Annotated in this window: 26 protein-coding genes and 3 tRNA genes; 5 read left to right on the plus strand and 24 right to left on the minus strand. The window is 45.4% G+C overall.

Annotation, left to right across the window (positions count from 1 at the left end; genetic code table 11):
• Window positions 1-14 precede the first annotated feature (14 nt).
• The 3 genes from NSQ20_RS21990 to NSQ20_RS22000 all read right to left on the minus strand — a co-directional run bounded on the left by NSQ20_RS21990 (window position 15) and on the right by NSQ20_RS22000 (window position 3,114).
• Entirely contained in the window at window positions 15-1,046 is a 1,032-nt protein-coding gene (locus NSQ20_RS21990; protein WP_036674863.1) for an iron ABC transporter permease, read from the minus strand.
• Between the two features lie 2 nt (window positions 1,047-1,048).
• Entirely contained in the window at window positions 1,049-2,104 is a 1,056-nt protein-coding gene (locus NSQ20_RS21995; RefSeq protein WP_036614761.1) for an iron ABC transporter permease, read from the minus strand.
• A gap of 272 nt (window positions 2,105-2,376) precedes the next feature.
• Window positions 2,377-3,114: a glycerophosphodiester phosphodiesterase gene (locus NSQ20_RS22000; protein ID WP_340030877.1), complete on the minus strand. Its 738-nt coding sequence runs from the start codon at window positions 3,112-3,114 to the stop codon at window positions 2,377-2,379.
• A gap of 231 nt (window positions 3,115-3,345) precedes the next feature.
• On the opposite strand from NSQ20_RS22000, the gene NSQ20_RS22005 reads away from it, so the two are divergent.
• Window positions 3,346-3,612, plus strand: a complete 267-nt coding sequence (locus tag NSQ20_RS22005; RefSeq protein WP_036614763.1) for a hypothetical protein — start codon at window positions 3,346-3,348, stop codon at window positions 3,610-3,612.
• 216 nt (window positions 3,613-3,828) lie between these two features.
• Here NSQ20_RS22005 and NSQ20_RS22010 read toward each other — a convergent pair whose 3' ends face one another.
• The 5 genes from NSQ20_RS22010 to NSQ20_RS22030 form a co-directional block, all read right to left on the minus strand.
• Entirely contained in the window at window positions 3,829-3,957 is a 129-nt protein-coding gene (locus NSQ20_RS22010) for a hypothetical protein (protein ID WP_255319930.1), read from the minus strand.
• A gap of 120 nt (window positions 3,958-4,077) precedes the next feature.
• A complete protein-coding gene (locus tag NSQ20_RS22015) occupies window positions 4,078-4,662 on the minus strand; it encodes a TIGR00730 family Rossman fold protein (protein WP_076250810.1) in 585 nt (194 codons plus the stop codon).
• A 231-nt stretch (window positions 4,663-4,893) separates the two neighbouring features.
• A complete protein-coding gene (locus NSQ20_RS22020; protein ID WP_017687369.1) occupies window positions 4,894-5,313 on the minus strand; it encodes a hypothetical protein in 420 nt (139 codons plus the stop codon).
• Window positions 5,314-5,332: 19 nt separating this feature from the next.
• Window positions 5,333-6,001, minus strand: coding sequence for a uracil-DNA glycosylase (gene ung, locus NSQ20_RS22025; protein ID WP_047843722.1), 669 nt, complete (start codon window positions 5,999-6,001; stop codon window positions 5,333-5,335).
• Window positions 6,002-6,241: 240 nt separating this feature from the next.
• Window positions 6,242-7,462, minus strand: coding sequence for a MalY/PatB family protein (locus NSQ20_RS22030; RefSeq protein WP_047844431.1), 1,221 nt, complete (start codon window positions 7,460-7,462; stop codon window positions 6,242-6,244).
• Window positions 7,463-7,713: 251 nt separating this feature from the next.
• Here NSQ20_RS22030 and NSQ20_RS22035 point away from each other — a divergent pair, with 251 nt between their 5' ends.
• The gene (locus tag NSQ20_RS22035; RefSeq protein WP_017687366.1) at window positions 7,714-8,421 is read left to right on the plus strand and encodes a helix-turn-helix transcriptional regulator; all 708 of its coding nucleotides are present in this window, start codon (window positions 7,714-7,716) and stop codon (window positions 8,419-8,421) included.
• Between the two features lie 149 nt (window positions 8,422-8,570).
• Here the strand turns inward: NSQ20_RS22035 and NSQ20_RS22040 are convergent, their stop codons facing one another.
• The 3 genes from NSQ20_RS22040 to NSQ20_RS22050 form a co-directional block, all read right to left on the minus strand.
• Window positions 8,571-11,492 (minus strand): insulinase family protein, encoded by a 2,922-nt coding sequence (locus tag NSQ20_RS22040; protein ID WP_340030879.1) that lies wholly within the window; start codon window positions 11,490-11,492, stop codon window positions 8,571-8,573.
• Window positions 11,493-11,864: 372 nt separating this feature from the next.
• Window positions 11,865-11,950 (minus strand) — tRNA-Leu (locus tag NSQ20_RS22045).
• Between the two features lie 418 nt (window positions 11,951-12,368).
• On the minus strand, window positions 12,369-12,818 hold the full coding sequence (locus NSQ20_RS22050; protein ID WP_047843724.1) for a general stress protein: 450 nt from the start codon (window positions 12,816-12,818) through the stop codon (window positions 12,369-12,371).
• 207 nt (window positions 12,819-13,025) lie between these two features.
• On the opposite strand from NSQ20_RS22050, the gene NSQ20_RS22055 reads away from it, so the two are divergent.
• Complete coding sequence (locus NSQ20_RS22055) at window positions 13,026-13,253, plus strand: hypothetical protein (RefSeq protein WP_340030880.1); 228 nt, start codon at window positions 13,026-13,028, stop codon at window positions 13,251-13,253.
• 194 nt (window positions 13,254-13,447) lie between these two features.
• Here NSQ20_RS22055 and NSQ20_RS22060 read toward each other — a convergent pair whose 3' ends face one another.
• Both NSQ20_RS22060 and NSQ20_RS22065 read right to left on the minus strand, forming a co-directional pair.
• A complete protein-coding gene (locus tag NSQ20_RS22060; protein ID WP_253501889.1) occupies window positions 13,448-13,930 on the minus strand; it encodes a NucA/NucB deoxyribonuclease domain-containing protein in 483 nt (160 codons plus the stop codon).
• Window positions 13,931-14,040: 110 nt separating this feature from the next.
• Window positions 14,041-15,189 carry an ATP-binding protein gene (locus tag NSQ20_RS22065; RefSeq protein ID WP_340030881.1) on the minus strand — a complete coding sequence of 383 codons (1,149 nt, stop codon included), beginning with the start codon at window positions 15,187-15,189 and terminating at the stop codon, window positions 14,041-14,043.
• Between the two features lie 313 nt (window positions 15,190-15,502).
• Here NSQ20_RS22065 and NSQ20_RS22070 point away from each other — a divergent pair, with 313 nt between their 5' ends.
• Both NSQ20_RS22070 and NSQ20_RS22075 read left to right on the plus strand, forming a co-directional pair.
• Window positions 15,503-15,691, plus strand: a complete 189-nt coding sequence (locus NSQ20_RS22070; protein WP_051447369.1) for a DUF6199 family natural product biosynthesis protein — start codon at window positions 15,503-15,505, stop codon at window positions 15,689-15,691.
• 140 nt (window positions 15,692-15,831) lie between these two features.
• A complete protein-coding gene (locus NSQ20_RS22075; protein WP_340030883.1) occupies window positions 15,832-17,055 on the plus strand; it encodes an MFS transporter in 1,224 nt (407 codons plus the stop codon).
• Window positions 17,056-17,096: 41 nt separating this feature from the next.
• Here the strand turns inward: NSQ20_RS22075 and NSQ20_RS22080 are convergent, their stop codons facing one another.
• The 11 genes from NSQ20_RS22080 to NSQ20_RS22130 form a co-directional block, all read right to left on the minus strand.
• Window positions 17,097-17,426, minus strand: coding sequence for a DUF1904 family protein (locus NSQ20_RS22080; RefSeq protein ID WP_036614785.1), 330 nt, complete (start codon window positions 17,424-17,426; stop codon window positions 17,097-17,099).
• 162 nt (window positions 17,427-17,588) lie between these two features.
• On the minus strand, window positions 17,589-17,702 hold the full coding sequence (locus tag NSQ20_RS22085) for a YjcZ family sporulation protein (RefSeq protein WP_081746033.1): 114 nt from the start codon (window positions 17,700-17,702) through the stop codon (window positions 17,589-17,591).
• A gap of 91 nt (window positions 17,703-17,793) precedes the next feature.
• Window positions 17,794-18,492, minus strand: coding sequence for a hypothetical protein (locus NSQ20_RS22090; RefSeq protein WP_076328074.1), 699 nt, complete (start codon window positions 18,490-18,492; stop codon window positions 17,794-17,796).
• A gap of 171 nt (window positions 18,493-18,663) precedes the next feature.
• Window positions 18,664-18,843: a hypothetical protein gene (locus tag NSQ20_RS22095; RefSeq protein ID WP_036674855.1), complete on the minus strand. Its 180-nt coding sequence runs from the start codon at window positions 18,841-18,843 to the stop codon at window positions 18,664-18,666.
• Between the two features lie 138 nt (window positions 18,844-18,981).
• Window positions 18,982-20,538 (minus strand): tetratricopeptide repeat protein, encoded by a 1,557-nt coding sequence (locus tag NSQ20_RS22100; protein WP_340030885.1) that lies wholly within the window; start codon window positions 20,536-20,538, stop codon window positions 18,982-18,984.
• Window positions 20,539-20,774: 236 nt separating this feature from the next.
• Window positions 20,775-21,197 carry a hypothetical protein gene (locus NSQ20_RS22105; protein ID WP_036614795.1) on the minus strand — a complete coding sequence of 141 codons (423 nt, stop codon included), beginning with the start codon at window positions 21,195-21,197 and terminating at the stop codon, window positions 20,775-20,777.
• A 188-nt stretch (window positions 21,198-21,385) separates the two neighbouring features.
• Window positions 21,386-21,459 (minus strand) — tRNA-Ile (locus NSQ20_RS22110).
• 56 nt (window positions 21,460-21,515) lie between these two features.
• Window positions 21,516-21,589, minus strand: a tRNA-Met gene (locus NSQ20_RS22115).
• Between the two features lie 71 nt (window positions 21,590-21,660).
• Window positions 21,661-21,852: a hypothetical protein gene (locus NSQ20_RS22120; RefSeq protein ID WP_047843730.1), complete on the minus strand. Its 192-nt coding sequence runs from the start codon at window positions 21,850-21,852 to the stop codon at window positions 21,661-21,663.
• Window positions 21,853-21,958: 106 nt separating this feature from the next.
• Complete coding sequence (locus NSQ20_RS22125; RefSeq protein WP_036674852.1) at window positions 21,959-23,410, minus strand: extracellular solute-binding protein; 1,452 nt, start codon at window positions 23,408-23,410, stop codon at window positions 21,959-21,961.
• Between the two features lie 20 nt (window positions 23,411-23,430).
• Entirely contained in the window at window positions 23,431-24,294 is an 864-nt protein-coding gene (locus NSQ20_RS22130) for an ABC transporter ATP-binding protein (RefSeq protein ID WP_076318876.1), read from the minus strand.

Genomic DNA, 24,294 nt, shown 5'->3' on the forward strand with positions numbered 1-24,294 from the left:
ATGGTGATTACGTTCTATTTCGTCTTGCTTAAGAGGTACAGGAAGTATGGCGCACCAATAATGGCAACCAGGATCCCCGCAGGAATCTCCGAAGGCTGCAGGATGACACGACCCAGCGTATCTGCAACCAGCACAAGCAATGAACCTATCAGTGCAGATGCGGGTAACAGGAATTGATGTTTTGGACCCACCAGACGACGTGCCAAATGCGGTCCGATCAGACCTACAAAACCGATCCCCCCACTCACAGATACACATGAGCCGGCAAGTCCTACAGCAGCCGCAAGCAAAATCAGTCGCTCACGCTCAACCGGAGTCCCGAGTCCGCTTGCAGTCTGGTCCCCCAGATTCAACACGTTCAATACACGTGCCTTATACAGAACAAGCGGGACAAGAATAATAAGAAACGGTAGCAATGCCGTTACAAATTTCCAGTTCGAACCCCAGATGCTGCCTGCCATCCAGGTAGCTACAAATTGATACTTTTCCGGACTAAGCCGTAACGTAAGCACGATCATGGCAGAACTGATTCCCGCCGCTACCCCGATCCCCGTAAGTAACATACGAGTAGGCATAATGCCCTCTCCTTTTTTGTAAGAGAGAACGTAGATCAGAAATGCAGCAAAACCGGAACCGATCAGGGCCAGAATTGGCAAAAGAAATACCGGCGCTGCTGTCGTTGTCGGGAAAAAGGAAACAAATAACATGACGACCAGACCAGCACCTGCATTAATCCCGAGGATCCCCGGATCTGCCAACGCATTCCGAGATACTCCCTGCAAAATACAACCAGATAACGCAAGTCCGGCACCGACCAGCACCGAAATCACAATACGTGGCAGACGGAATTCAAACAGGATCAATTCCTGTTTCGCCGTGCCTCCACCAAACAGGGTTCGCAACACCTCAAGCGGCGAAAGCTTGGTAAAACCTGTGTTCATGCTCACCACAAAAGCCGTAATAATTAATAGGGCAAGCACAATGAGGACAATCGTACTCTTGGTTCTCTTCTTGCGCTCTGCTCCAACTATTGTTGAGGATTCCATCGTTACAGAGTCCTCCTTTCTTTACGCGCCAGATACAGGAAGAATGGTACCCCGATGAGGGCAACCAAAGCGCCAATTGGCGTCTCGTACGGCGGGTTAATCATACGTGCAGCCAGATCCGCAAATACAAGCAGCAGACTGCCCATCACAGCGGAACATGGAATAATCCAGCGATAATCTACCCCAACCAGCTTCCGCGTGAGATGGGGAATAATGAGTCCAACAAAACCGACCGCACCCACCACGGACACAGCTGTACCCGCGAGAATCAGTACAACAATCAGGCCTATGAGCTTGATCAGCCCAGTACGTTGCCCCAAGCCCACCGCAATATCTTCTCCGAGACTAAGCAGCGTAATGGAACGGGAGATGAGAAGACCTGCGATCAGTGCCGCGAGTACCCAGGGGAACATGACCTCAAGTTGAGACCACTTCGTTCCGGCTACACCACCAGCTGTCCAGAAAGCCAAATCTTGTCCAATTCTGAAATATAATGCAATCCCTTCACTGAGTGCCGACAACATCGCAGATACAGCCGCACCTGCAAGCACAAGGCGTAGTGGTGTAAGACCCGATTTAGAAGCTGCACCAAAACCATACACCAACAGGACACCAAGCCCTGCACCAAGGAAGGAATACATGATGATATACATAAATGGCAAGCCAGGGAAGAAGGCAAAACAAACTGCAAGCGCAAATCCAGCTCCCGCATTTAACCCAAGCAGACCTGAATCGGCCAGCGGGTTACGAGTCATGCCCTGCATGATCGCACCAGCTACAGCGAAACATGCACCTACCATTGCTCCTCCAAGGATACGTGGTAACCGAATCTCCCATATGATCTGATGTGGAGTCAGCTCAGGATTGAAATCAAAGATGGCCTTCCAGACTACACTAAGCTTAATATCAGCAGCGCCAAAAGAAATGGACAACGCCATACCCAGAGCGAGTAGCAAAACTCCCCCTGTAAGAATAAGTGTTGCCGCCCACGGACGAGTGTGTATCTTCGCTGTGGGTGAATCCGGATTATGTTTTTCTGGTGAAGCTTGTGAACTCATACGCGCCCACCCTCGTTATGAGTAGAGCTGCTCAAACCTATGTACATAACAATCACCTCTCTATAAATACCGAACTTTAATGATATTGATTCTCATTCCCATAGACCATTGTAAGTGAATCCACCGGCTCTGGCAATGGACAAATAGGACATGTTTATTGCATATATGAAGATTTGCACACAATTTTACCCGCAAAAAGGCTGCGCAAGAGCCAAAAAGCTCGAACACAGCCTTATCATTGCATATGTAGAACATGTAAAATACAGACTCGATTAACGGGCATGTACCGTAAGTAAGGATGCCAAGACATCTGGAACATCGGTAATGATCCCTTGCACACCCATATCAATCATGGCCTGCATCTCGGCAGGATCATTCACCGTAAATGGATAGGTAACAATGCCATGTGCCAATGCAGCAGCAACATCTTCTTGTGTGACAGCCAGCTTGTAGGGATGAAGGCCTGAAGCTTCGAGTTTGACGGCATAATCATAGGGTCGATACAGCTTTTCCATATATAGAAGTGCTGTACGAATCTCCGGGGCAAGACGTTTACATCTCACGAGCGAAGCATGATTGAAGCTGGACAGCACGACCTGTTGCTCCAGATTCCAGTCCCGGATCGCCTGTATAACCTTCTCTTCCATCCCTTTATAACTCACAATACCATTTTTCAATTCCAGATTAAGTAGGGTTCCTTTCCCCTGTACCAGCTTGAATAACTCCTCCAGAGAAGGAATACGTTCCCCGGTAAAATCAGCATGGAACCAGGACCCGGCATCCCGTGTGCGCAATTGATCGTAAGTCGTATCTTTAACCCAACCTTCTGCGCCGCCAGTTCGACTTAACGTCTCATCATGAATCAGTACCAGTCTGCCATCACTCGTCATCTGCACATCGGTCTCAATGCCTGTTGCTCCAAGCTCCAGACTCCGTTCAAAAGCGCTCATCGTATTCTCCGGGCATACGGCAGATGCACCACGGTGGGCAATAATCTCCATGTTCCTCATTCCAGCGCCTCCTGTGTTCAAGCTTCACTCTATGATCCTTACTATAAACACCGTTTGTTAGACCTGTATTAACAGAGCGTATAATGGGTTACCTGCTTCGCTAATACTAGCGACCGGGTTCAACATCTAACGGGCTGGGGATTCACTCATTTTTGCGAACTCAATCTGAAAATCGACATAACATAGTATGAACGATGGAAGCACTGAACTCCGTTATAAGGAGGTTGACTATTGAATCCCTCAAAGAAAAAATCGATACCTACGCGTCCTCACACATCCCAGTTACAGTCGGCTTCCAGGCTTTCCAGATCATCTGTCCATATCAAAAACAAATCCGGCAAGACGGCTAATCAGCGTTCTCTTAACTCCAGTTCACCCAACACACTGGATCAGCTGGCTATTGTTGCAGCAATACTCTCCTTAATTGCAGCCGCCATCGGGCTATATATCGCCTGGAAATCGTTAAGTAATCCGGATCAAACTGCTGTTGTGGTGTAAGCTGCTTGTTGCGCAGCTAATGGCTCAGGAGGCTCTCTCCTGCTTCTGACCTTATTCAGGGGCAGGTTTTTGCTTTTTCAATTATTTACGTATGCTGGAAACGTCAAAAAACCGTTCCCCTGAAACGCCGGCTTATACCGGCGTCTCTTTGGAAAGGTCATTTTTTATTCGGGCGCTGCCTCTGCAGCGTGATCCCCGTCCCGGGATTTGACCGAATTACAGAATGAATGTGCGAGAGATAATAACCAACAGAATGAACAATACCAGAATTGCACCTGTTGATGTCCATGCTCCACCACCGAAGCCTCCGCAATATCCGTAACCTGTACCTTTGAGTTCGCTCATCAGTGACACTCCCCTCTTCATCGAAGTACACTATAGACTATGTCCGATAGCGCAACTTGCTTGGGCAGATCGAAAATTATCCCGAGGAACGAGTGGGGTCAGGCCCGTCTTCTTATGCACTCATTTCCCGTTGAGTTGTGACCACTTCTGAGTCAGCTCTGCAGGAATATAGGATGACATTTGTTTGATCAGTTCAGCCGGATCAGCTTCCAGACTCCACAGACTGAGATGGGAGGTGTTGGAGAATCCTTCCTGTACGCTGTGTTCTACCATCTTCATCAGCGGTCCATAATATCCGTTGACATTTAATAAGCCAACAGGCTTACGATGAATACCGATCTGTGCCCAGCATAGTACCTCGAATAGTTCTTCAAATGTACCCATACCTCCGGGAAGTGCAATGAATCCATCGGATAATTCAGCCATCGTAGCCTTCCGTTCATGCATGGTTCCCACTTCAATCAGTTGTGTGAGTCCTCCATGAACAACCTCTCCCCGGAACAATCCGGTAGGCATAACCCCGATGACCTCTCCCCCTTGCTCAAGAGCAGCATCGGCTACTGCACCCATCAAGCCCATGCAAGAACCACCATAGACCAGTGCATAACCACTATCAGCAATCTGTTTGCCCAGTTGAATAGCCTTCTCTGTATAATCGGGGTGATTTCCCGGATTGGAGCCTGCAAAAACAGCTATACGTTTCATTGGGTTTCACTCCTTCTCATGATCTATTTTAATAGTATACAACATGAATGTAATGGGTATGTACAACAGGTTAACAGAACCAATGGACAAAAAAAACCCGACCGTTTGCAGCCGGTCGGGCTCCCATTTCAATACACATCAATTTAGAAGGGGTTGTTACTATCTAATATACAGACCGAACATTAAATCCATATGATCTTTGCATGAAATGAATATTAAATCTTCGTATAACTAACGTATCCCACGGCGTGAACGTACGACAAACATATGCTTGTCTTTACGAAGAACCCGACCATCTGCAAGTTCGACCTGATCCTCGTCATGACGCAAAATAGTGGTGGATAATGCTACAATTTTGGCCCGTCGCCAGATCATCACCTGTGACTTGAAATAGATCGCATTTTCGAACTGAATCGCCTTTTTCATCACATATCCAACCTTGTGCACTTCAGAACGTGCTTTCTTTAAGGGAAGACTCTCTTCGGGAAGAGGTCTGATCATTGCGATATTGTCAAACGATACCTTAATCCGTTTCGGTCCGATCCGTACACATTCCGCTTCTTCATCCCACTCGACCAGCGTTCCCTTTAATGGCTCCCGTATGCCTGTTGCACGATATACCGCTACTTTTCGTCCTATCCAATGTCGCAATGTTCTCACCTCCATCTGTCTAGTTTTCAGGTATCTTCCAATCGATCGGTTCAATACCTTTGGAGGTCAAGAAATCATTGGCTTTGGAAAAGGGACGACTGCCGAGGAATCCACGATGCGCAGCCAGCGGACTGGGATGTGTAGACTCCAGTACCAGGTGCTTGTCTCTGTTAATAAAAGCACCTTTCTTCTGGGCATGACTGCCCCACAGCATATATACCATCGGCTCTGAACGTTCATTCAGCGCACGAATGACAGCATCCGTAAACGTCTGCCAGCCCAGTGCCTGATGGGAGTTCGGCTGACCTTCACGAACCGTCAGAACAGCATTTAATAGCAGGACTCCCTGCTGTGCCCAATGAACGAGAGATCCATGATTCGGAATGGGCAGGTCCAGATCAGCCTGAAGTTCCTTATATATATTTTTCAGAGAAGGCGGTACACGTACCCCCGGTCTAACCGAAAAACTTAATCCATGAGCCTGACCCGCTCCGTGATAAGGGTCCTGACCAATAATAACGGCCTTAACCTGATGATATGGCGTCAGCTTCAGTGCGGAGAACAGGTCTTCTTTGGGCGGAAAGACCGTCTGCGTTTTATACTCGGCGGCGAGGGTGTATCTAATCTTGTTGAAATATTCGGCTTCCGTCTCTTCCTGAAGCACCTTGTCCCAATCGTTTCCAAACATATGTATAGACTCCTTTCCCCTGATGAATGCAGTTTCGCGCAGCCCAACTACTGGGCTCTTCCTTCTGAGAGCCGCATGTCATGCAACTCATAGACTATCCACCATTTTAACATAACCGGGGACAGCAGACCAGAATTGCGCATCAGGTATAAGTCCACCTCAAAAAAAATCGTATTCTTGCTACATTTCGTATGCTCATACAAAAAAGTCACCTCGCTATTGCGTGGTGACTTGATGACTTTATACTTGAACGGGCACCTCTTCGACTTCTTTCACAAGCACACTGCTGATTCTCCGTAACCCTTCCTGAAGGACAGAACGGGGACAAGCCAGATTCAACCGAATGCAACCCTCACCATTTGCTACAAACATATGACCATCTTCCAGCAACACACCCGCTTGCTCCGCGAAGAATAAAGGTAGACTTACATGCTCGGGAGCATATGCCGAAATATCGATCCAGGCCAGATACGTGGCTTCCGGGATGTGAAAAACAGCCCGTGGCAGATGCTGCTTCACATACTGTTCTACGCAGGCAAAATTGGCGTCGAGATACCCTTTTAATTGTTTCAGCCATTCATCACCCGTTTCGTAAGCCGCTTGAGTGGCAGCGATGCTCAGTGGGTTTTTGAAACCATAGTGGCGTGCCTGCCAGATGTCTCGAAGTGCCTTATTTGGAATGATGACATTGGAGAACATCAGACCAGCCATGTTGAATGTTTTGCTCGGAGACATACATGTAATGATTCGATCCGTATCCGGGAACAGCTTGGCGAGTGGGGTATGTCTCTTGCCCGTCCGCAGCAGATCACAGTGAATTTCATCCGAAATAACCCATACGTTGTTCCGCAGGCAGATCTCACCCACACGTTGTAACTCTTCCGTTGTCCAGACACGTCCAGATGGATTATGCGGGTTGCAGAAAATACATACCCTTACCTTCTCATCCTTCGCCTTGGCTTCAAAATCCTCATAATCAATCGAGTAACGTCCCTGCTCATTGAGCATATCCGAACATACCAGTTCAAGATTGTTATGCTCCGCAGCTGACTTGAAGAAACCATAAGACGGGGTCACGATCAGTACTTTCTCATCCGACTGACAGATATATTCCACCAGTTCATACAAAGCGGGAATGATCCCGTTCGAGGTCTCCAAATGCTCCTTCGGGAAGGACCAGTCATAGTATCTCTTCATCCAATTCGAAACAGCTTCATAGTATGCCGGATCGAACACCTGGGAGTAACCCATAATTCTACGATCTAGACGCTCCTTAACTGCATCCAGAATCTCGGGAGGTGTGGCAAATTCCATATCTGCAATCCACATGCGAATAAATTCTTCATCCTTAAATGGAAATGTCATATCTTCAGTGGCGTTAAAAATATATTGACGGAAACCATCCGTATTCATGGCATTTGTACCTGTTCGGTCTATAATCTCATCAAAGTTATATTTCATAGCTTCTGCTCCTCTATCTGCTTTACTTTTTCATTGTCGTTTCATGTCGTATTACACCTATTATTTCATGACGCAGGAATTGCATCAAATGCAATACAATCTATTCTGACGAAACAAATAAAGTTTATTGTTTCTCCAAAATAGGTATTTCCGTGAAAAAGTGATATATTTCTCATATACCATCATTTTTATGAATGACTTTCATCATTTTCACGTAATCTCAAGAAACATTGGCATAAGGAGAACCGGTTATGAACAATATCAATCAGGAAGTTGGCAAGAAAATACGAAACTTTCGGAAGTGGCGGGGACTGACCATTCAACAGCTTGCGGATCAGATCTTCAAAAGCAAAGGAACCCTGTCCAAATATGAGAGCGGAGATATTACACTTGATCTGGTCACGTTACATCATATTGCGAACGCACTCAACATCCAGGTGGAGCAACTCTTGTACCAAGAACCAAGGCATGCATCTCCCCTGATGAATGCGGTCCCGTCCAGCTTTTTCAAGAACTCCACCCGTTTCTATTCTTACTTCTATGACGGGCGTAACAACAGTCTCATTCGTTGTGTCATTGACATGATGGCTCAATCGGATGCCAACCGTTATCGCACCGTGATGTATATGAATGTGAAGGATTTTGAGAACTACCAGGAGTGCGAGAATATGTATTGGGGCCACACCGAGCATTATGATACACTCACCACGCTGATTTTGAAAAATCAGGCCACGCCGCTGGAGAACCTATATATTAATATTTTGGCGTCTTTTCAGGAATCGGAGAAAAAATGGGGACTGATGGCTGGTGTCTCCTTCAGACCTTTCATGCCTATCGCGCTCAAAATGTTATTCTCCAGAACCCCGCTGCCCGAGAATCAGGAGTTATATAATGAATTGAAAATCTCAAAGGAAGATCTGCGGACCCTGAAAATATACAACATGCTCGCTGTCACCTGAACAACACAGTGTGTCACACATTCTCATATCATATGGGATGGAGACAGTACCTCCCCACTAGAAAAGGCACTTCTATAAGCTGTTGAAACCAGCTCATAAAAGTGCCTTTCGCTTTGCTGCCTATTCGATCGGAGATAAGCGACTAATGCTTAGTTTTTAATTAAATCCAGCGTCTCGTCAAACATTTGTTTCTGTTCCTCAATCTTGTTCTCATTACCGATCACGCAGCGCTGTTGATGTTCAAGTATGGCCGATAAAAGCTCAGCAAAACCGATAATGTCGCTTTCCTTCGTGCTTAACACTTCGTCACGTTCCTGTTGCAGATCCGCTTCAGTCACATTCGACAGATAACACTCCAGAGAGAAAGCTCCTTCGCCATAAGGCGTTCTCGGCGTATCGAGATCCTGAATGGCACCAATGATATAACGCGTCATTTCCCGCTCGTCTGCCCGGAACTCGTTCAAATATTGCGGTATTTCTTCATATACTTTGTACGTTTTATCGAGGTTCGGATCACGATACGATGCAACGTAGCTGTCTCCGTTTCGTCTGAAGCCTGACATACAGCCATAGGCTCCGCCTTTGGCGCGGATATTGGTCCACAAGTAATCCAGAGACAGAATTCCCTGCAAGACCCGTAGTGAACCGGTGTATTGATATCCTTTGTCAATATAATTGCCCGTTTGCACCACGTACTGCACCTCCGAAGGAGAACGGAATCCTTCCTTATGAATAGCCGGTGTGAATGTAAATTCTTCCTTGGCAACTTCATGTGTGAACAGCTTCGCTTTCAGGTCGGATACCTGTTGTTCCAGTCCTTCATATCCCTGCTCATCGGCAGTGTAACTAACAAGCAAATTCTCCGGTCTGAAAATATACCCCGTCAACTCTTGCAGACTGGAAGATAACTCTTCTTTTCTCGCCTCAAAGTTCGCCTGAAGATCCTCAAGCCACTGGTAAAAGGCAATGCCACTTACAGCTTCTCTGAAATCCGCGACCGCTGAATGTTTGGACGAAGACCGACCAATTCCCGCAGAGTGTCCGCTATTGATCAGATTACGTTGCAGGTTACCTTTCATCTGAGAGATGATCTCATATAACCGCTTCGAATTATCGAATTGGGACGTGAACACGATTTCTTTGATCATATCAAAGGCAAATCCAAGCTTGTCATACAACACTTTTGCGTTGAACTCATAGGTAGCCTTGAATTCATTGTGCTGATGCGCGTTAGCATAAGATCCTATCCCGCTATGAATACCACCCGAATGGATATGGATTTCATTGGACAGTTCATTGAACGAGTAGTTTTGAGTATCCACGTAACCCAGTACATTTTTCAGCAACCCTGCATACGGCAGGAGATGACGTGGCACTTCTTTGATATCAAACAACAGTCTCAGATAACCAATTCCGTTGGTGTAGAGGTTATGATGCAGAATGGTTGTGCCATCGACCTGGTTCGCCGTTTGATGCAACGTAGAGGCCTTTGGTTCAATATCTTCAATCGATAACGTCGGAATGACCTGCTGTTGCTCTTTGGTTGAAGGTGTATTCTGATACTCAGCGAGTGCCTCCGTTTTCTGAATCAACGTGTGAACTTCTTCCTCGCTAAGACCGGCTTGAATGGTTTTCAGACGTCCTTTCAACGCTTCTTCTTTGCGTGAGTTCAGCCCCTTATCCGGGGTAAGCGCCACAAAGGAAGTATGTGTGTTTTGCAAAATATATTTCTCAATCAGTTGCTCGAAGTAACCTTCGTTCATTTTTGTCCGCAGTTCAGCAAATACGTCATTGGCTTCTAAATGAGTGAAAGGTGCTTCTTCATCGTACAACCAGCTTTGCAGGGAGGAGAATCCGTAGATCAGGCCTTTCGGCATTCTTCCATAGTCCGCTTCTCTATGATTGAACTCATACGAGTTAATTCCAGCAAGCAGCGCTTTTGGATCAAAACCTTCTTTTACCACACGCTCAAGCACTTCTTTGACTGTTCCCAGGAAATCCTCTTTGCTCGCCAGATTGCTCTTCTTCAGTCCCACAGTGAACACAGGCTGATACAGGCTGTCATCATACGAACCGTAGACGTCCTTTGCGATTCCTTTATCCAGCAAAGCCTGTTTCAATACCGCTCCCGGAGCGTTCAGAAGGGCGTATAACAAAATTTGGAACGAAATATTCAGTTCCTTGTCCAGACTTGTGCCGATCACCGCGTTATAGGTTAAGAAGCTGTTATCCATTTCCGATTCCGTACTTCCCGCAGAGTAAGTCTTAACTGTGTCTACCCGTTCTGCAAAGGCAGGTTGAAGTTGAATGGCCGAATCAATATCGATGCGATCGTATGCACTCAGGTAGTTTTCATCCAGCCATTGCAACTTCTCTTCCATATCCATATCCCCGTAGAGATAGATGTAACTGTTGGAAGGATGGTAGTATCTCGTGTGGAAATCCAGCAGCCCCTGATACGTTAGATCCAGAATAGCTTCCGGGAATCCGCCAGACTCGGAGGAGTATGTGGTATCCGGGAAAAGGGAGTTCAGTACTTCTCTACGCACCATTCGTTCCGGTGAAGAAAAGGCTCCCTTCATCTCGTTATATACAACTCCGTTGTAGGTTAACTCATCGTCAGCAGAGGTCAGGTTGTAGTTCCAGCCCTCTTGCAAAAATATCTTTTCATTCTCATAAATATTTGTATTTAATACCGCATCCAGGTAAATATCCATCAGATTATGGAAGTCATGATCATTACGACTCGCGATCGGGTAGATCGTCTTATCGGGATATGTCATAGCGTTAAGGAATGTATTTAATGAACCTTTCAGCAACTCAACAAAAGAATCCTTGGCCGGAAATTTCTTGGACCCACAGAGCACGGAGTGTTCGAGAATATGGGCTACCCCTGTATCATCTTCCGGAGGTGTGCGGAAACCTATACTGAATACTTTGTTGTCGTCCTGATTGGACAAAAGTACAATTTTGGCCCCGGATTTCTGGTGCTCCAACAGATACGCATCCGATTTCAATTCTTCGATTCTGCGCTCTTGTAACACCTTGTATGGCTTAAGCTGTTTTAACATAAACTTGAGTCCTCCGTCCATAAGATTGTTTTATTGGTTTTGTGACTCTACATAAGTTCAAATATGTTTATTTACACTGGCACTCCGATGACAGAACAACAGCTGTCCTCTCCGTTATCGTGTAAATGTGTAGTTGAACCTATATCGTTCAGCAAGGTAAAGGTAATATATGCCTACGGATAGTATACACCATTGTTCCGTCTCTTCATAAAAGTCAGATAAATGTACCTTCTGATATGTATTATGCAGGGTTTATGTTTATGAGCTACATTGTGATGTGGTCTGCAATGAAGTGACAATCATATTAAAGAACATAAAAAAAGATCGCATGCAGCTTGGTTAACAAGCGTCATACGATCTTTCTTTTTAAGATGCCGAGGACCGGGATCGAACCGGTACGGTAGTCACCTACCGCAGGATTTTAAGTCCTGTGCGTCTGCCAATTCCGCCACCCCGGCAGGATTATGTATTTCTTGGCGACAAGAAATATCTTACCATGAACTAATTAACTTTGCAACACTTTTATTAAAAATAATCTAACTATATAAGTTTAACTAATGATTTACACGATAACGGAGAGGACAGAAAAAACTGAAAAAGCGAAGCGTTCGCCTTTATCACCGGATTTTCCCTTGAGAAAAGGGAATCGAAAAAATCTGGGGATAACAGCGATTAGAAGGTTATTCTGTCATCGGAGTGTCAGTGTAAATAATCAACTTATATAAATGAAACAGGCACTGCAAGCCTCAGCTCACAGTGCCTAGAAGGTCCGAGTTGCGGTCCCGGACTTCCGGTAAACCAATCTATATTAAGGGAGGTGTGAGATAAGAATACCTCCCCAACATTAAAGAAACCTAAAATCAGCCTTAAATTAAACTAAAAAAGTAAAATAGGTCGAACACGAGCCGCTTCTTCCTCACTGCACTCCACGATAACCAAGATATGGTCCTTTAACAGCCAATCTTCGTAATACCGCGCATCCTCCTCCGAGATCCCCGCTTCAGTCAGTGTAAGCACCAAATCATCGGTCTCACTCCCAATCTCATTACCAGCGAGTCTACGGACTGCATTTCCAATCGACATCGTCTGATCCATTCGCTTCCCCAGACCAGCCAATATGCCTTTCAGAGCGCCAAAGGCACCATCTGTTCCGGCACCCTTCAAAGGTTTGGGCAGCCCCGTCTTTTCGCTCACCAGCTCCAGATTAAGCTGTTCCTTCGCCACCGCTCCTAAATATTTATCCTTAATCCCTTCCTCTTTGACCTTATTCAGCATAATTATAGCCTCGTTCTCGGTACGGGCCAGCCCAATAATCAATTGTGTCATTCCGTTCCCCTCCTTTTACCCTAATATAACCCCGTAATCCCCATTCAAAAACGGATCATCCACAGCTAAGACAAATCACCTAGAAGATTGTTGATTTCTCTTCTGGAAATCTATACCTAGTTCTGATAGACTAGATAAAGAAGACAAATTAACCATTGAAAACATTGACATATGGATTTAACATCTCATAATCAGGAGCAATGACTTATGAAAAAAGAGGTAGAAATTGCCATCCGGCGCAAGCAACAGATCATGGTTCGTAATACAAGCGGTCAGACGGTAACCGGATTTCCCGAGCGTACCGCTGATACATCCATTCTTTCCTTACGTACGGTCCACGGCAGTCTGTGGATACCGTTTGATGAGGTGGAGCATGTTACGCGTCTGTTAAGCATCCGGTCTCAACATTTAAGCGGAATGCAGCAACTCGTTTAGTCGGCTCTGTAATCCTAGAAACTCCAGTTCCCGTATAGATGCGTTAACTAGATCTATTTATGCCAGCACTTTATACCAAAAAACCAGACGCATGCACGTCTGGTTTTTCTCTTCTACTTATCCTGTACCACGCTGCCACTGACCTCACAACAAAGGCCTTACAATCCTTATTTCTGCCCAACCATATCCTGTTGTTACTTCACTACAAACTTCACTCGTGTTCCATCCGGATATGTACTTAACTGATTCCCTACCCATGAACCTGCACCACGATTATCCTTCGGGGTAATGTACTGGATATCTGCACCTGTTCCTCCCTCAGCACACATCGCCATGGGCCACTCGTCACGATCCTTACCTTTTTTGACCGGAACACCCTTAAGTGATAAATCCCGATTGCCTTCGGCTCCATTACGATCAATGGTGCATACATCCGAATGCCCTGCCTTGATAGCAGCTTTAATATGTTTGGCTGTTTCGGGATAACGCTCTGAAGGGAACGTGATGGTATGGTCTACACTCTTATTAGTCCCACCGAATGGATTAGGTATCTCCTCAGGCCATTCTCCCCCAGCCCAGGCGTAGAGGGCTACCAGCAGCATCGCTACCAGCGTCAGAACCTGCTTTTTAAAGCCTTGCTTGCCTTTGCGTTTTCTTCTTGTGCGTCTCTTACTCATGCTGTGTCTCCCCCATTCAACACTTGCATTATAACAGAACGCCCGTTCGTAAAACAATCCAATAAAATAAAAAAAACAGCCGAGACCGCCCGGCTGTCCTGCTTGATTGATTATCCTACATTGGGAATGGCCTCGTGGCGCAGCAAGGGCAGTGTTACCTCAAACTGTGTGCCTTTCCCCTCTGTACTCTCCACCGAAATCTGACCATTCATCAGTTCCAGCAGTTCTTTGCAGATGGTCAGACCAAGACCGCTTCCGCCAAATCGGCGCGCATGGGAGATGTCGGTCTGGGTAAATGCATCAAACAATTGTTCGATCTGATGCTGAGGAATGCCAATTCCCGTATCACGCACAGAGAATACCAATACAACGGTATCCATCAGTTGTTGCCTCACATCCACCTGTAACTGCACTTCACCTTGTTCCGTGAACTTAATTGCATTACTCAGCAAATTATCCAGTACCTGCCGAAGTCTTAGCGGATCACCGATAAGCACATCAGGAACATTCAGATCAGCATGACAGAGCAAACGAATTTGTTTATTCCGTGCCGCAGGTTCATGTGTCTTCACAATCTGTTGGATCAGCTTCAACGGCTGAAATTCAATGTTTTCAACATCCATTTTGCCTCTGCCCAGTTTCGCCATATCCAGGCTGTTGTTAATGATGTTCAGCAGCGCCTCACCTGATTGACGTGCTAGCTCCAGATATTCTTTCTGCTCATCCGTAGTTTCACCCATACTGGCAAGTTCGATCATGCCCATAATGCCGTTAAGCGGGGTACGAAGCTCGTGATTCAGCTTGCCGATGAATTCCAATTGCCCTCTGCTGTTCATCTCAGCCATGGAAGTTGCAAACTTCAACTGCTGTTCAGCATACTTCCGTTCTGAAATATCGTATTGAATGCCTACAAAATATAAACACTCTCCGGATTCATTAAAGATCGGATCGATATTCAGTTCGTTCCAGAACTTCTGACCACTTTTTGTATAATTTAAAATATCAATCTTAATGGATTGTTGTTTCTTTATTGCATCACGAATCTGCATTACCGTTTCGGGGTCTGTATCCTGCCCTTGCAAAAATCGGCAATTGTGTCCGACAGACTCTTCATACGTGTATCCTGTCAGTTGGGTAAAGTGTTCGTTTACATACATGAGCGGAAGCTCAGGCAAAGTAGCATCGACCACTGTCACGGAGGATTTCACTTTCGAGATGATAAATTCCCATTGTAATGAGAGTTGATTATGTTGGCTCATGCCTTCCTCCTTCATCTCACACACATTAATGTTTATATATTCTGCAATCGTACATTATAAGGAGAGAAAACTAACCAGTCGGAATGTGTTGATATTAAATCAATATATTTTAATTGTAACACAGTTATTCAAGTCATGTGGTTCTTGGGTAATAGTTGATAACTAACATTACACAATAACCTAACTACTCATCAGGAGGAACATACATGAAATTTCTGTTAATTATCATCATTATCATTTTGATTGTAGTCTTTTTTACCAGACGCAAACGTTAAAATAAGATCCGTTATGTAAGTGAGAAAGGAAGATGGGTATGAGAACCCTCTTTTTTATATTCATGGTACTCTGTATCATCAATCTCTGTTTCCCAAAATTCGGCTGGTATCTGCGCTATGGCTGGATTTCCCGGGGCGAAGCCGAACCCAGCAGGCCTTATATGACTATGGTCAGAACAACCAGCCTGCTGATGTTGCTCATCGCCTTCACACTTGCTATGGCATGAACTATAGGCATTAGAAGATGACTGCCCTGTTGGGCAGTTTTTTTGTGGTGAAATGACGGGAAAATGATAACTTTGTTTGTGGTGCAATGATGACAATGCCCGTAATATAGATATATCGTTTCGGAAAGGACATCATTGGCATGAACATCGCATTTTATCCGTACTGGGCCGCCAAAACGCTGCTCTCGCTTATTAATGTCATATATATCATGGTCATTACTACATTCATATACGGTCTCACTGGATCGGTACTCTCTGCTGCAATGTTTCCACTTATTCAGATCATTGCACGCATAATAGCCGGTCTCACTTTGCCATTACTTGTGAACCGTTTTCCATTCTCCAGACTATTGATCAGCATTTCCATAGCCAAAACATTCATCATGACCTGTATAGCCATTTCGTTGAATCACTTGACTTCACAACTGCCGCTTCTATTGCTCGGAGTGATTGTATTATCCTTCTTGGACGGATGGGAAACTCCGTTACTGAAGACTTTAACGCCACGATTGGTTCAAGGTGAAGACCTTATAAAAGCAAATAGCCTACTATCTTTCTCCAATCAGACTGTAACCATTGTCGGTTACGCCATGACGGGATTCGCCGTGATAAACTGGGGGGCGTCACAGACCTTCTGGGCAGCTACAAGCCTGTCCTGGGCCGTTCTGATCTTCATGATTGCCATGGGCTCGCTCACACGGAATGTAGAACAACCTCAGAAATCTGCTGTATCGCGGAATGTATTGAGGGAAGGTTGGAGTATACTTTGGAAGAATCCAACCTTACGACTGATTACGCTTATGGACATTGCCCAAGCACTTGCGGGTTCCATCTGGATCGGAGCTGTTACGCTGGCCTTTGCAAAAGAAGCTCTGGGACGAGGAGAAGGTTGGTGGGGACTCATGAACTCGAGTTACGCTGCTGGAACCATGCTTGGAGGTATTCTGGCTCTTGCACTAGCCAAACGTATTCAGAAGCATCTAATCGCTAGTATGACCATGGGTTCTCTTCTCTTCAGCCTTCTGACCGTCGTTTATGGTCTAAATAACCTGCCATGGCTCGCTCTGGTGTTATGCATACTGATGGGTCCAGTTCATCAGATTCGTGATGTGGCTCAGCAGACAGCGCTTCAGAACAGTGTACCTGTCGAATCCCTAACCAAGGTATACGCCACCCATGGCGTCCTGATATCCACGGTTATGAGTGTATCCATAGTTATCTTTGGTCTAGTCGCCGATCAACTGGGCGTTCGGTGGGTATACCTTATCGGTGGAGCCATGTTTATTGTATCTGCGATATGCTCATTATCGTTGAGCAGAGTTCACAGAAACCATCCCATTGCTAAACATACGAAAAATATGTAAATCAAAAGAGACGAGCAACATTCTGCTCGTCCCTCACAATCTCAATCCAATCGATAATCTGTAAGCGGCTTGCCTTTTTTATAATACAAAGTAGGTGACAATATATTGAAGAAAATGTGCACATCCGGCATATATGCTTCTTCCAAAATAGCTTGCACCGACGATGCAATCCGATTATGAATCTCCTGGTCACGTTGAAACATGAGAATCTCTATAGAAGCCGGAGAAGGTGTTAGCGCTTGTACATCATGACGCTCTGCCTTCATTCTCTCCCTTGGAATATGAGTAATTAGGGCCATCTGCTCTGTAATTTGGGGTACAACTTCCTCTAGCTGAGGACCTGTGAATCCTTTAAAGCGAATAAACGGCATTGCTATCCCTTCAATCTCTGTTAATAGTCTCTTATGTGATTTTAAGCACATTGTTTTCAGTTGTCAAATGTCATGGATGGCATATGTTGTTTCTTATAAACAGGAAAAGCCCCGCTGAAGTCTCAGCGGGGCTTTTCCTGTTTGCACGTTTCTACACGTGACTTACAGCCAGAAAGATTTTGTGATGATCACGAGCAGGATAAAAAGCACAAGAATTGCACTTGTAGAAGTCCATCCGCCACCAGTATTACAACAACCGTATCCAACTTGACTCATTTGATTGGCCTCCTTTGAATTTCAAGGTATGCCATAACATATGCGTATTCCGTGCAAGTGACCGGGCGAATCGGCAAGTTCAACAGCCCATTCATCCGGGATTCATACCCGTTGATTTAACCGGATGGGCGATGGAGATTTTCAGTTGTTTTTCTTGTGACTCCTGAGGTGAAGGGTCTGTATTTCCTCTGTCCAGAAGGATTGTAAGAGTACGTGTATCACTTCGGGATGCCAGAACAACCTCTCCATCAGGTGTTATACAATACGCGATTGGAATGGATATCTCGCTATCACGGTACGAACCATCCGCATGGCTTGTCCCCATGACAATACATTGATGCTTCAGTGCGATCTGCCGAGCCTCTTCGACCCACTCACTGTACTGTTCTTCACTGAACATGCCCACACCAATGGAATGCATCACAATGTCCACATTCCCTATATTCTCATTGCGAAATCCTTGCAGGACCAGCTCATCACACAACAAAGTGCTTATTACCCAACCCTGTTCCTGAGCCGTCTCAGCAGGTGTATATTTAGCTTTCTCCAATACAATCTCTCCAGCCTTACTGATGATAATTGATCGGTCCTTTGGACGTTCGTCCAGTCTGCGATGACCTGAGACAATCATGGTCCCATATTCAGCCGCCAACCTGCAAGCTTCCTCAACATTCTGGTTCAGATAACCTTCAGGAAAAAACAATATATCCGCATCAGGGTGTTGCTTGAGTTCGGCTTCAAGCTGCAGCAAATCCTGTTCCAGCCTCGGTTGTCCAATAATAATCTTCATCTGGTATCCCCCATTCATAAATAAAAGCCGGTTCATACCTGAATAAGGTACGAAACCGGCTTAAAGGTTGTACGGACAGAACTCCTGCTCATCGTACATCACTTCAAGAGTAATTGTTTCTCATGTTATTGCTCGACGACACAATTACCTTTACAGTTGAATGATATGTAGTTAGGCATTTCTACGTTCAATACTATCATATATAGCCTGCCCATCATAGCTTCGATCTGTAGCGATATCTTTCACAAAGAGGGCGCTGCCTGCAGCACTGTTTGCATTAACAGACAGAACGCTAAATGCACCCACAACCCACATTAATGGATATAATGCAATGGATAAGGCTTTTTTCATGTTTTTGTCTCCTTTGCTGTTGAAATAGATGATTGGTTGAATATCCCATTAATACGATTACAACCCAATTAGGTTTCAATTTTATATACAACCATCACTATTTCTAGACATACAGGAGATAAACTAAAATTGTTCCGTTCAGATCAACTCGAAACTCTGGAGCAAGGCTGCCGCCTCTTCATGATCAGGTTCCAGAGCCAATACTTTATGGGTATATGACAGGGTTTCTTCTTCCAGTTCAAGTTCATAACAGCACACAGCCAAATCGTATAAGACCGCTGGATTATGGTTACTCGGATCTGCAACCAACGATATCTCCAGAAACCGTTTTGCATCCTCATACATATACATCTCATATAACAGCTGCCCTGCCAGAAATGCGAGACCTCCTTGCTGCTCCATCACGTAGTAGGACGACCACATCGTATGAATACCAGACTGAATATCAAGCATTTCCTCATCACTTGCATCAGGAAGAAGACTGGAAATGTGGGTAGCACTGTGAATCAAGAACTCCGCATCATATCCACCCAGACGCCAAAACGGTAAAATATGCTTTAACTCCATACTCTCTATTCGAGAGTCTACCCATTGTTTCATGCTGAAAAAGTCATCCGGTCCAAAACGTTCAACAAATCGATGGTAGGCCAGACGTGTGTTCACATAACTGATGGGTTCGTCCACCATCAACATGCACCCAACATTCAGATCTTTATAATGATGTGTTGTGAATCCTGTATGGGCACCCTGTTGTTCCAAGACATATTGAATGGCATGGTAGTTAGCCGTTAGAGAAAAACTCCCGTGAAGAACAAATTCAGGTGGCTCTGCGAACTTCCAGTTATCCAGGCGATGATCCCCTTTATCAGCGGTAATCAACACATAACCTGACTGTGACAGCTTGTTCAACCGTTCGAGACAGGACAACCCGATTGCAGGGAACAGAATGTGCGAGTCCTCCAGTTCCTCTTTGTACAATGTGATAAGCTCCTGATACGGATAGTTATCCGCACTGTATTCGGGCGCTTGGCGATACTCATAACTCAGCGTCATGTTCTTCAGCATCTCAGCGGGCTCAAGATCAAGACGACGATCCGGAGACTGTACAAGCAGATCACACTCATAGATCTCGCCATCCCCAATGTAGATTAATTCCTGTGGAATGCTGTCAAAAAAGTAATTAGCAATCAACAACAACGGTTGTTTCAGATCACCGGGCTGAATAACCGTTCCTGCAACGACCAGATTCAATTCCGTATCCGCTACAGCGTCAAAACGTGCAAAATCCACTATACCTTGTTGAATAAAGGATTGCATGGATGGATGCTCCTGCCAACCCAGCACATTCTCCGCTACGAGATCCGTCATCACATATCTGAAAGGCGGTAAAGGTATTCCAGCAAATTCCTTTAACTCAAGCAATTTCAGGAGAACTTGATGTGCCAAACGCCCTACACCCGCTCCAAGTTCAAGAATGGTTACGGTCTCGTTAATCTTTCCTTTGTTCGAAAGGTCCTGAAGAAAGCCAAAGATCATCTCTGCATACGCCGTGGCAATCATTGGATTACTCGTAATATATTGAGGGACTTGGTTCTCTGTCCAAGCTTGTAGCCCCTTCTGCTCATAATAAGCTCTCTGCCAATCCCATACCGGAGCTTCACTGTAACGAAAACGTTGACTTTCATTTGACGTCATTAAACGGAAACCTGCTTTCTATCACTAATTTCATACGTTTCTCAGATGTTCACGTATTATTTGATGTCCAATACCATTCAATCTCTGTAATGCATTATATCATAGAACCCTACCTACTCGATGAAGTTCAGTTTTCCCCTTCAACAGGAAAAAAACCTGCTTTTGAGGGCAGGTCCTTAAGGCCTTTCAATTAAGAAGACTATTGATCTAGTTTACTTAGGCAAGGACGCTCAACATTAGTCGGAATATACAGCTCCATCAAAGTTCTCAGGGCCTACACGGATCGTACCGAGCAAGTTGGAACTGATAAATGCAGTGTACGTCAATTGAGGTGTGATAGGCGGGTTGAAGTCATCTGCAGAGAACGTAATAATCTGAGGTGCAAGGACACTCAAGCTAAACGTAGACGTTGCGGAATAGATCACAGGGTCCGTAGCCAAAGTCCCCCTAACAATTGTAATAGTTACACCAACGAGTGCCAAAGGAAGTTGCACAGACACCGTTCCTTTGAATTGTACCCGTGGGTTTGCCCCTGCTCCTGCTGTTTGCAGACCAATCTGACCGAATAATTGTGGTGTATTAATAACCAGGATTGGTATTGCAATAGAGTTAGCCAAACTCGCATTCTGAGATGTTCTTGCATCAAGAAATTGACTCATGAAATCTACCTCCTATGGGTTGGGATAAGGTAGTATATGCGAGATTTGAGATATGGCATGGACATACATCGTTATTGGAAAAAAAGGGCATACTAGAAAGACACCATTAACAAGATACCTTTTCCTTTTACTCCAGAGCTTACATGCAGACAGAAAAAAACCCTTGCTAGGCAAGGGTTTTAAGAGTATGGGCCCTACAGGACTCGAACCTGTGACCAATCGGTTATGAGCCGACCGCTCTAACCAACTGAGCTAAGGGCCCTAGACATAATGTATAACGTGCAGATGATGGCTGTGAATCATCCAAGTGAAACTAAATTGCGGGGGCAGGATTTGAACCTGCGGCCTTCGGGTTATGAGCCCGACGAGCTACCGGGCTGCTCCACCCCGCGTCAGTAAGAAATATTAAAACAGCGACTTAATTAATATACACCATTCTATCCCAATAAGTCAAGGGGTAATGTCAGGGAATAAAACGTACACCATAACGTCCTTTACGTGATCGATAAACTTCTACTTCCGCTGGTTCATTATGACCGTAAATCCACCCATCCTGCTCCATACGTTTGGCCAGACATCCTGCCTGAAATTTGGTTGCATACAACTTGCTGAAATATACCCAGTGCATACCGCTCGTCCTTTCCGGAGTCGTCATTTATTCCTGCTTTTTGTAGAATACCCCATTTTCATAAAAATAGCCGCCAAAGATTAAAATCTTCAGCGGCTATCCTTAACTTATGATATGACTACTACATCAAATCTCATTGAAACGTAGCTTTAGGATCCTTTTTCAATTTCTCCAGCATCTCGTTTCCTTTAGCTGCCCACTCACCAAGTGCTTCTTTTGGTGTCTTTTTGTTCTCTAGTACCTGGTTGAAATATTCCATACCTTTTTCATTCACTTGCCATAAACCTGGGGATTTTTGATACATTTTATCCAGATTGGTATTTGTTGGCGGAATCGGCTTCAGCGAATAGAATGCTTGAATGTTATAATCCAGGCCGTCTTTGGGCTTGATGAAACTCTTCCGTGATACCATCTCATAGCTGCTGCGTGCTTTAATCTTAGCCCAGTCCTCACTGTTCATGTACTTGATCAGTTCCCACGCATCATCCGGGTTCTGAGCCGCACTATTAATCGCCATGAGGTTGCTCAGGTAGATGCTACCTCCAATTTCAGGAGCTTCCGGGTGAACTGGAGGTGTTACCACATCCCAATCCACTTTCGTAAAGTCTTTCATTTTATCCGCATTTTTATTAGCATCAATTAATTGATTAATATAGCTGTAATCACCAATAACCATGGCTGACTTGCCACTCAGGAATAGGTCACCCTGTACCGGATCATAACGCCCACTCGGATTCTGATCCTGTGGCTCGTCGCCTTTAGGAATAACTTTGTCAATCGCAAGTTTGCTGATGGTGCTCCACACTTTCTCCCATTGAGGAGAATCTACTGTCATCTTCTCTGCTTTGTCATCAAACGTCTTCAGCTGCAACGAGCTGTAGTACTGCTGCATGGAGTAGTACGGCGGACCACCCTGATATGTCGTGAAGGAGAAACCAAATACATGATCTTTACCTTCACCTTTCGTTAGACGGGTACCCAGATTGAAAATATCATCCCAAGTCATATTGTCCGTTGGCGGTTCCACGCCTGCTTTTTCAAACATACCCTTGTTATAGAACAAAGCGGAGGAGGAAAACGTTGGTGTCAATGCATAGATGCTCTGGTCCCCAAGGTCCTTAATTCCCTCCAGCACACTAGGCACAATATCACTGGTATCAAACTTGTCTTCCTGCATCAATGGGTCCAGCTGTTTCACCAGATTCTCCTGAATTAATGATTTGACTGTAGAGGTATCAGCCACGATGACGTCAACCGGATTATCCCCAGTCATAATTTTCTTCAGACTTTCCATCGTATCCGGAGCTTCCTGCTGTTCTTCTGTGTTACCGTACCCATACATGCTGCTCTGATCAACGGCAGCCACAATCTCGATCGTTACATTGGGGTGTGTCAGTTCAAAAGCATCGGTAAATTGCTGACGGAAGTAACTGTCATCCTGTCCGCCCCACATCGTAGCCACACGCAATACACGCTGCTCCGTATCCTTCGCCTCACTTGCCGTACAGCCGGCAATCAGCGGCAGTGCTAGCGTCGCAGTAGCGATGACAGCCAGCACACGTTTTCCCCACATACTATTCTTCATTTCCCAGTTCCCCCTCTTAATTATCTTGGCGGTGTAATGACAATACGTTCACCGTCAAATTCCAATGTCGCCCGGTTATCAATGGATAAGGCCTCCAGATACTCTTTTGGCACCTGAAGTCGTCCTGCACGGTCTATAATGACAAATGCTTCATGGATGTCTGGCATACCCGCCTCGGACAAGTTATGCTCATCATCCAGATTCGGGTTGCGCTTCACAAACTCGGTACTGGTCAAGCCGTCCCGAATCGCAACGATCCGGTCCACCTTGCCAGCAAGCGTCAAGTCATGGGTAACGATGACAATCGTAACGCCAAGTTCCTTGTTCATTCTTCGAAAAATGCCCATGATTGTATCACATGTCTCGGAATCGACCGAACCGGTAGGTTCATCTGCAAGCAGAATTTTGGGACGATTGGATAATGAGATCGCAATCGCTACCCGTTGTTGCTCTCCTCCTGACAATTGATGCAATTTGTTATGCATCCGATCCTTAAGGCCTACCCATTCGAGCAACTGTTTCGCGTAAGCACGATCACGCTTGCCTCCCAGAATCATGGGAGTCTCCACATTTTCCAGTGCAGTGAGATAAGGCAGCAAGTTACGACCGTTATTTTGCCAAATAAAACCTACCGTATGACGTTTGTATTCGACCAATTGGGCATCTGTCATCTTGAGCAAATCCCACTCTCCCACAACAGCCGTACCAGCCGTAGGACGATCAAGCCCGCCCAGAATATTCAGCAAGGTGGATTTACCGCTACCGCTGTTACCGATGATCGCCATCATTTCACCTTGATTGACAGTCAGGTTGAGACCCTGAAGGGCAACGACTTCCACATCGCTGGATTTAAAAATTTTGACAAGTCCTTCGCATTGGATCAC

This window comes from Paenibacillus sp. FSL K6-1122, assembly GCF_037977015.1.
Taxonomy (GTDB): domain Bacteria; phylum Bacillota; class Bacilli; order Paenibacillales; family Paenibacillaceae; genus Paenibacillus; species Paenibacillus amylolyticus.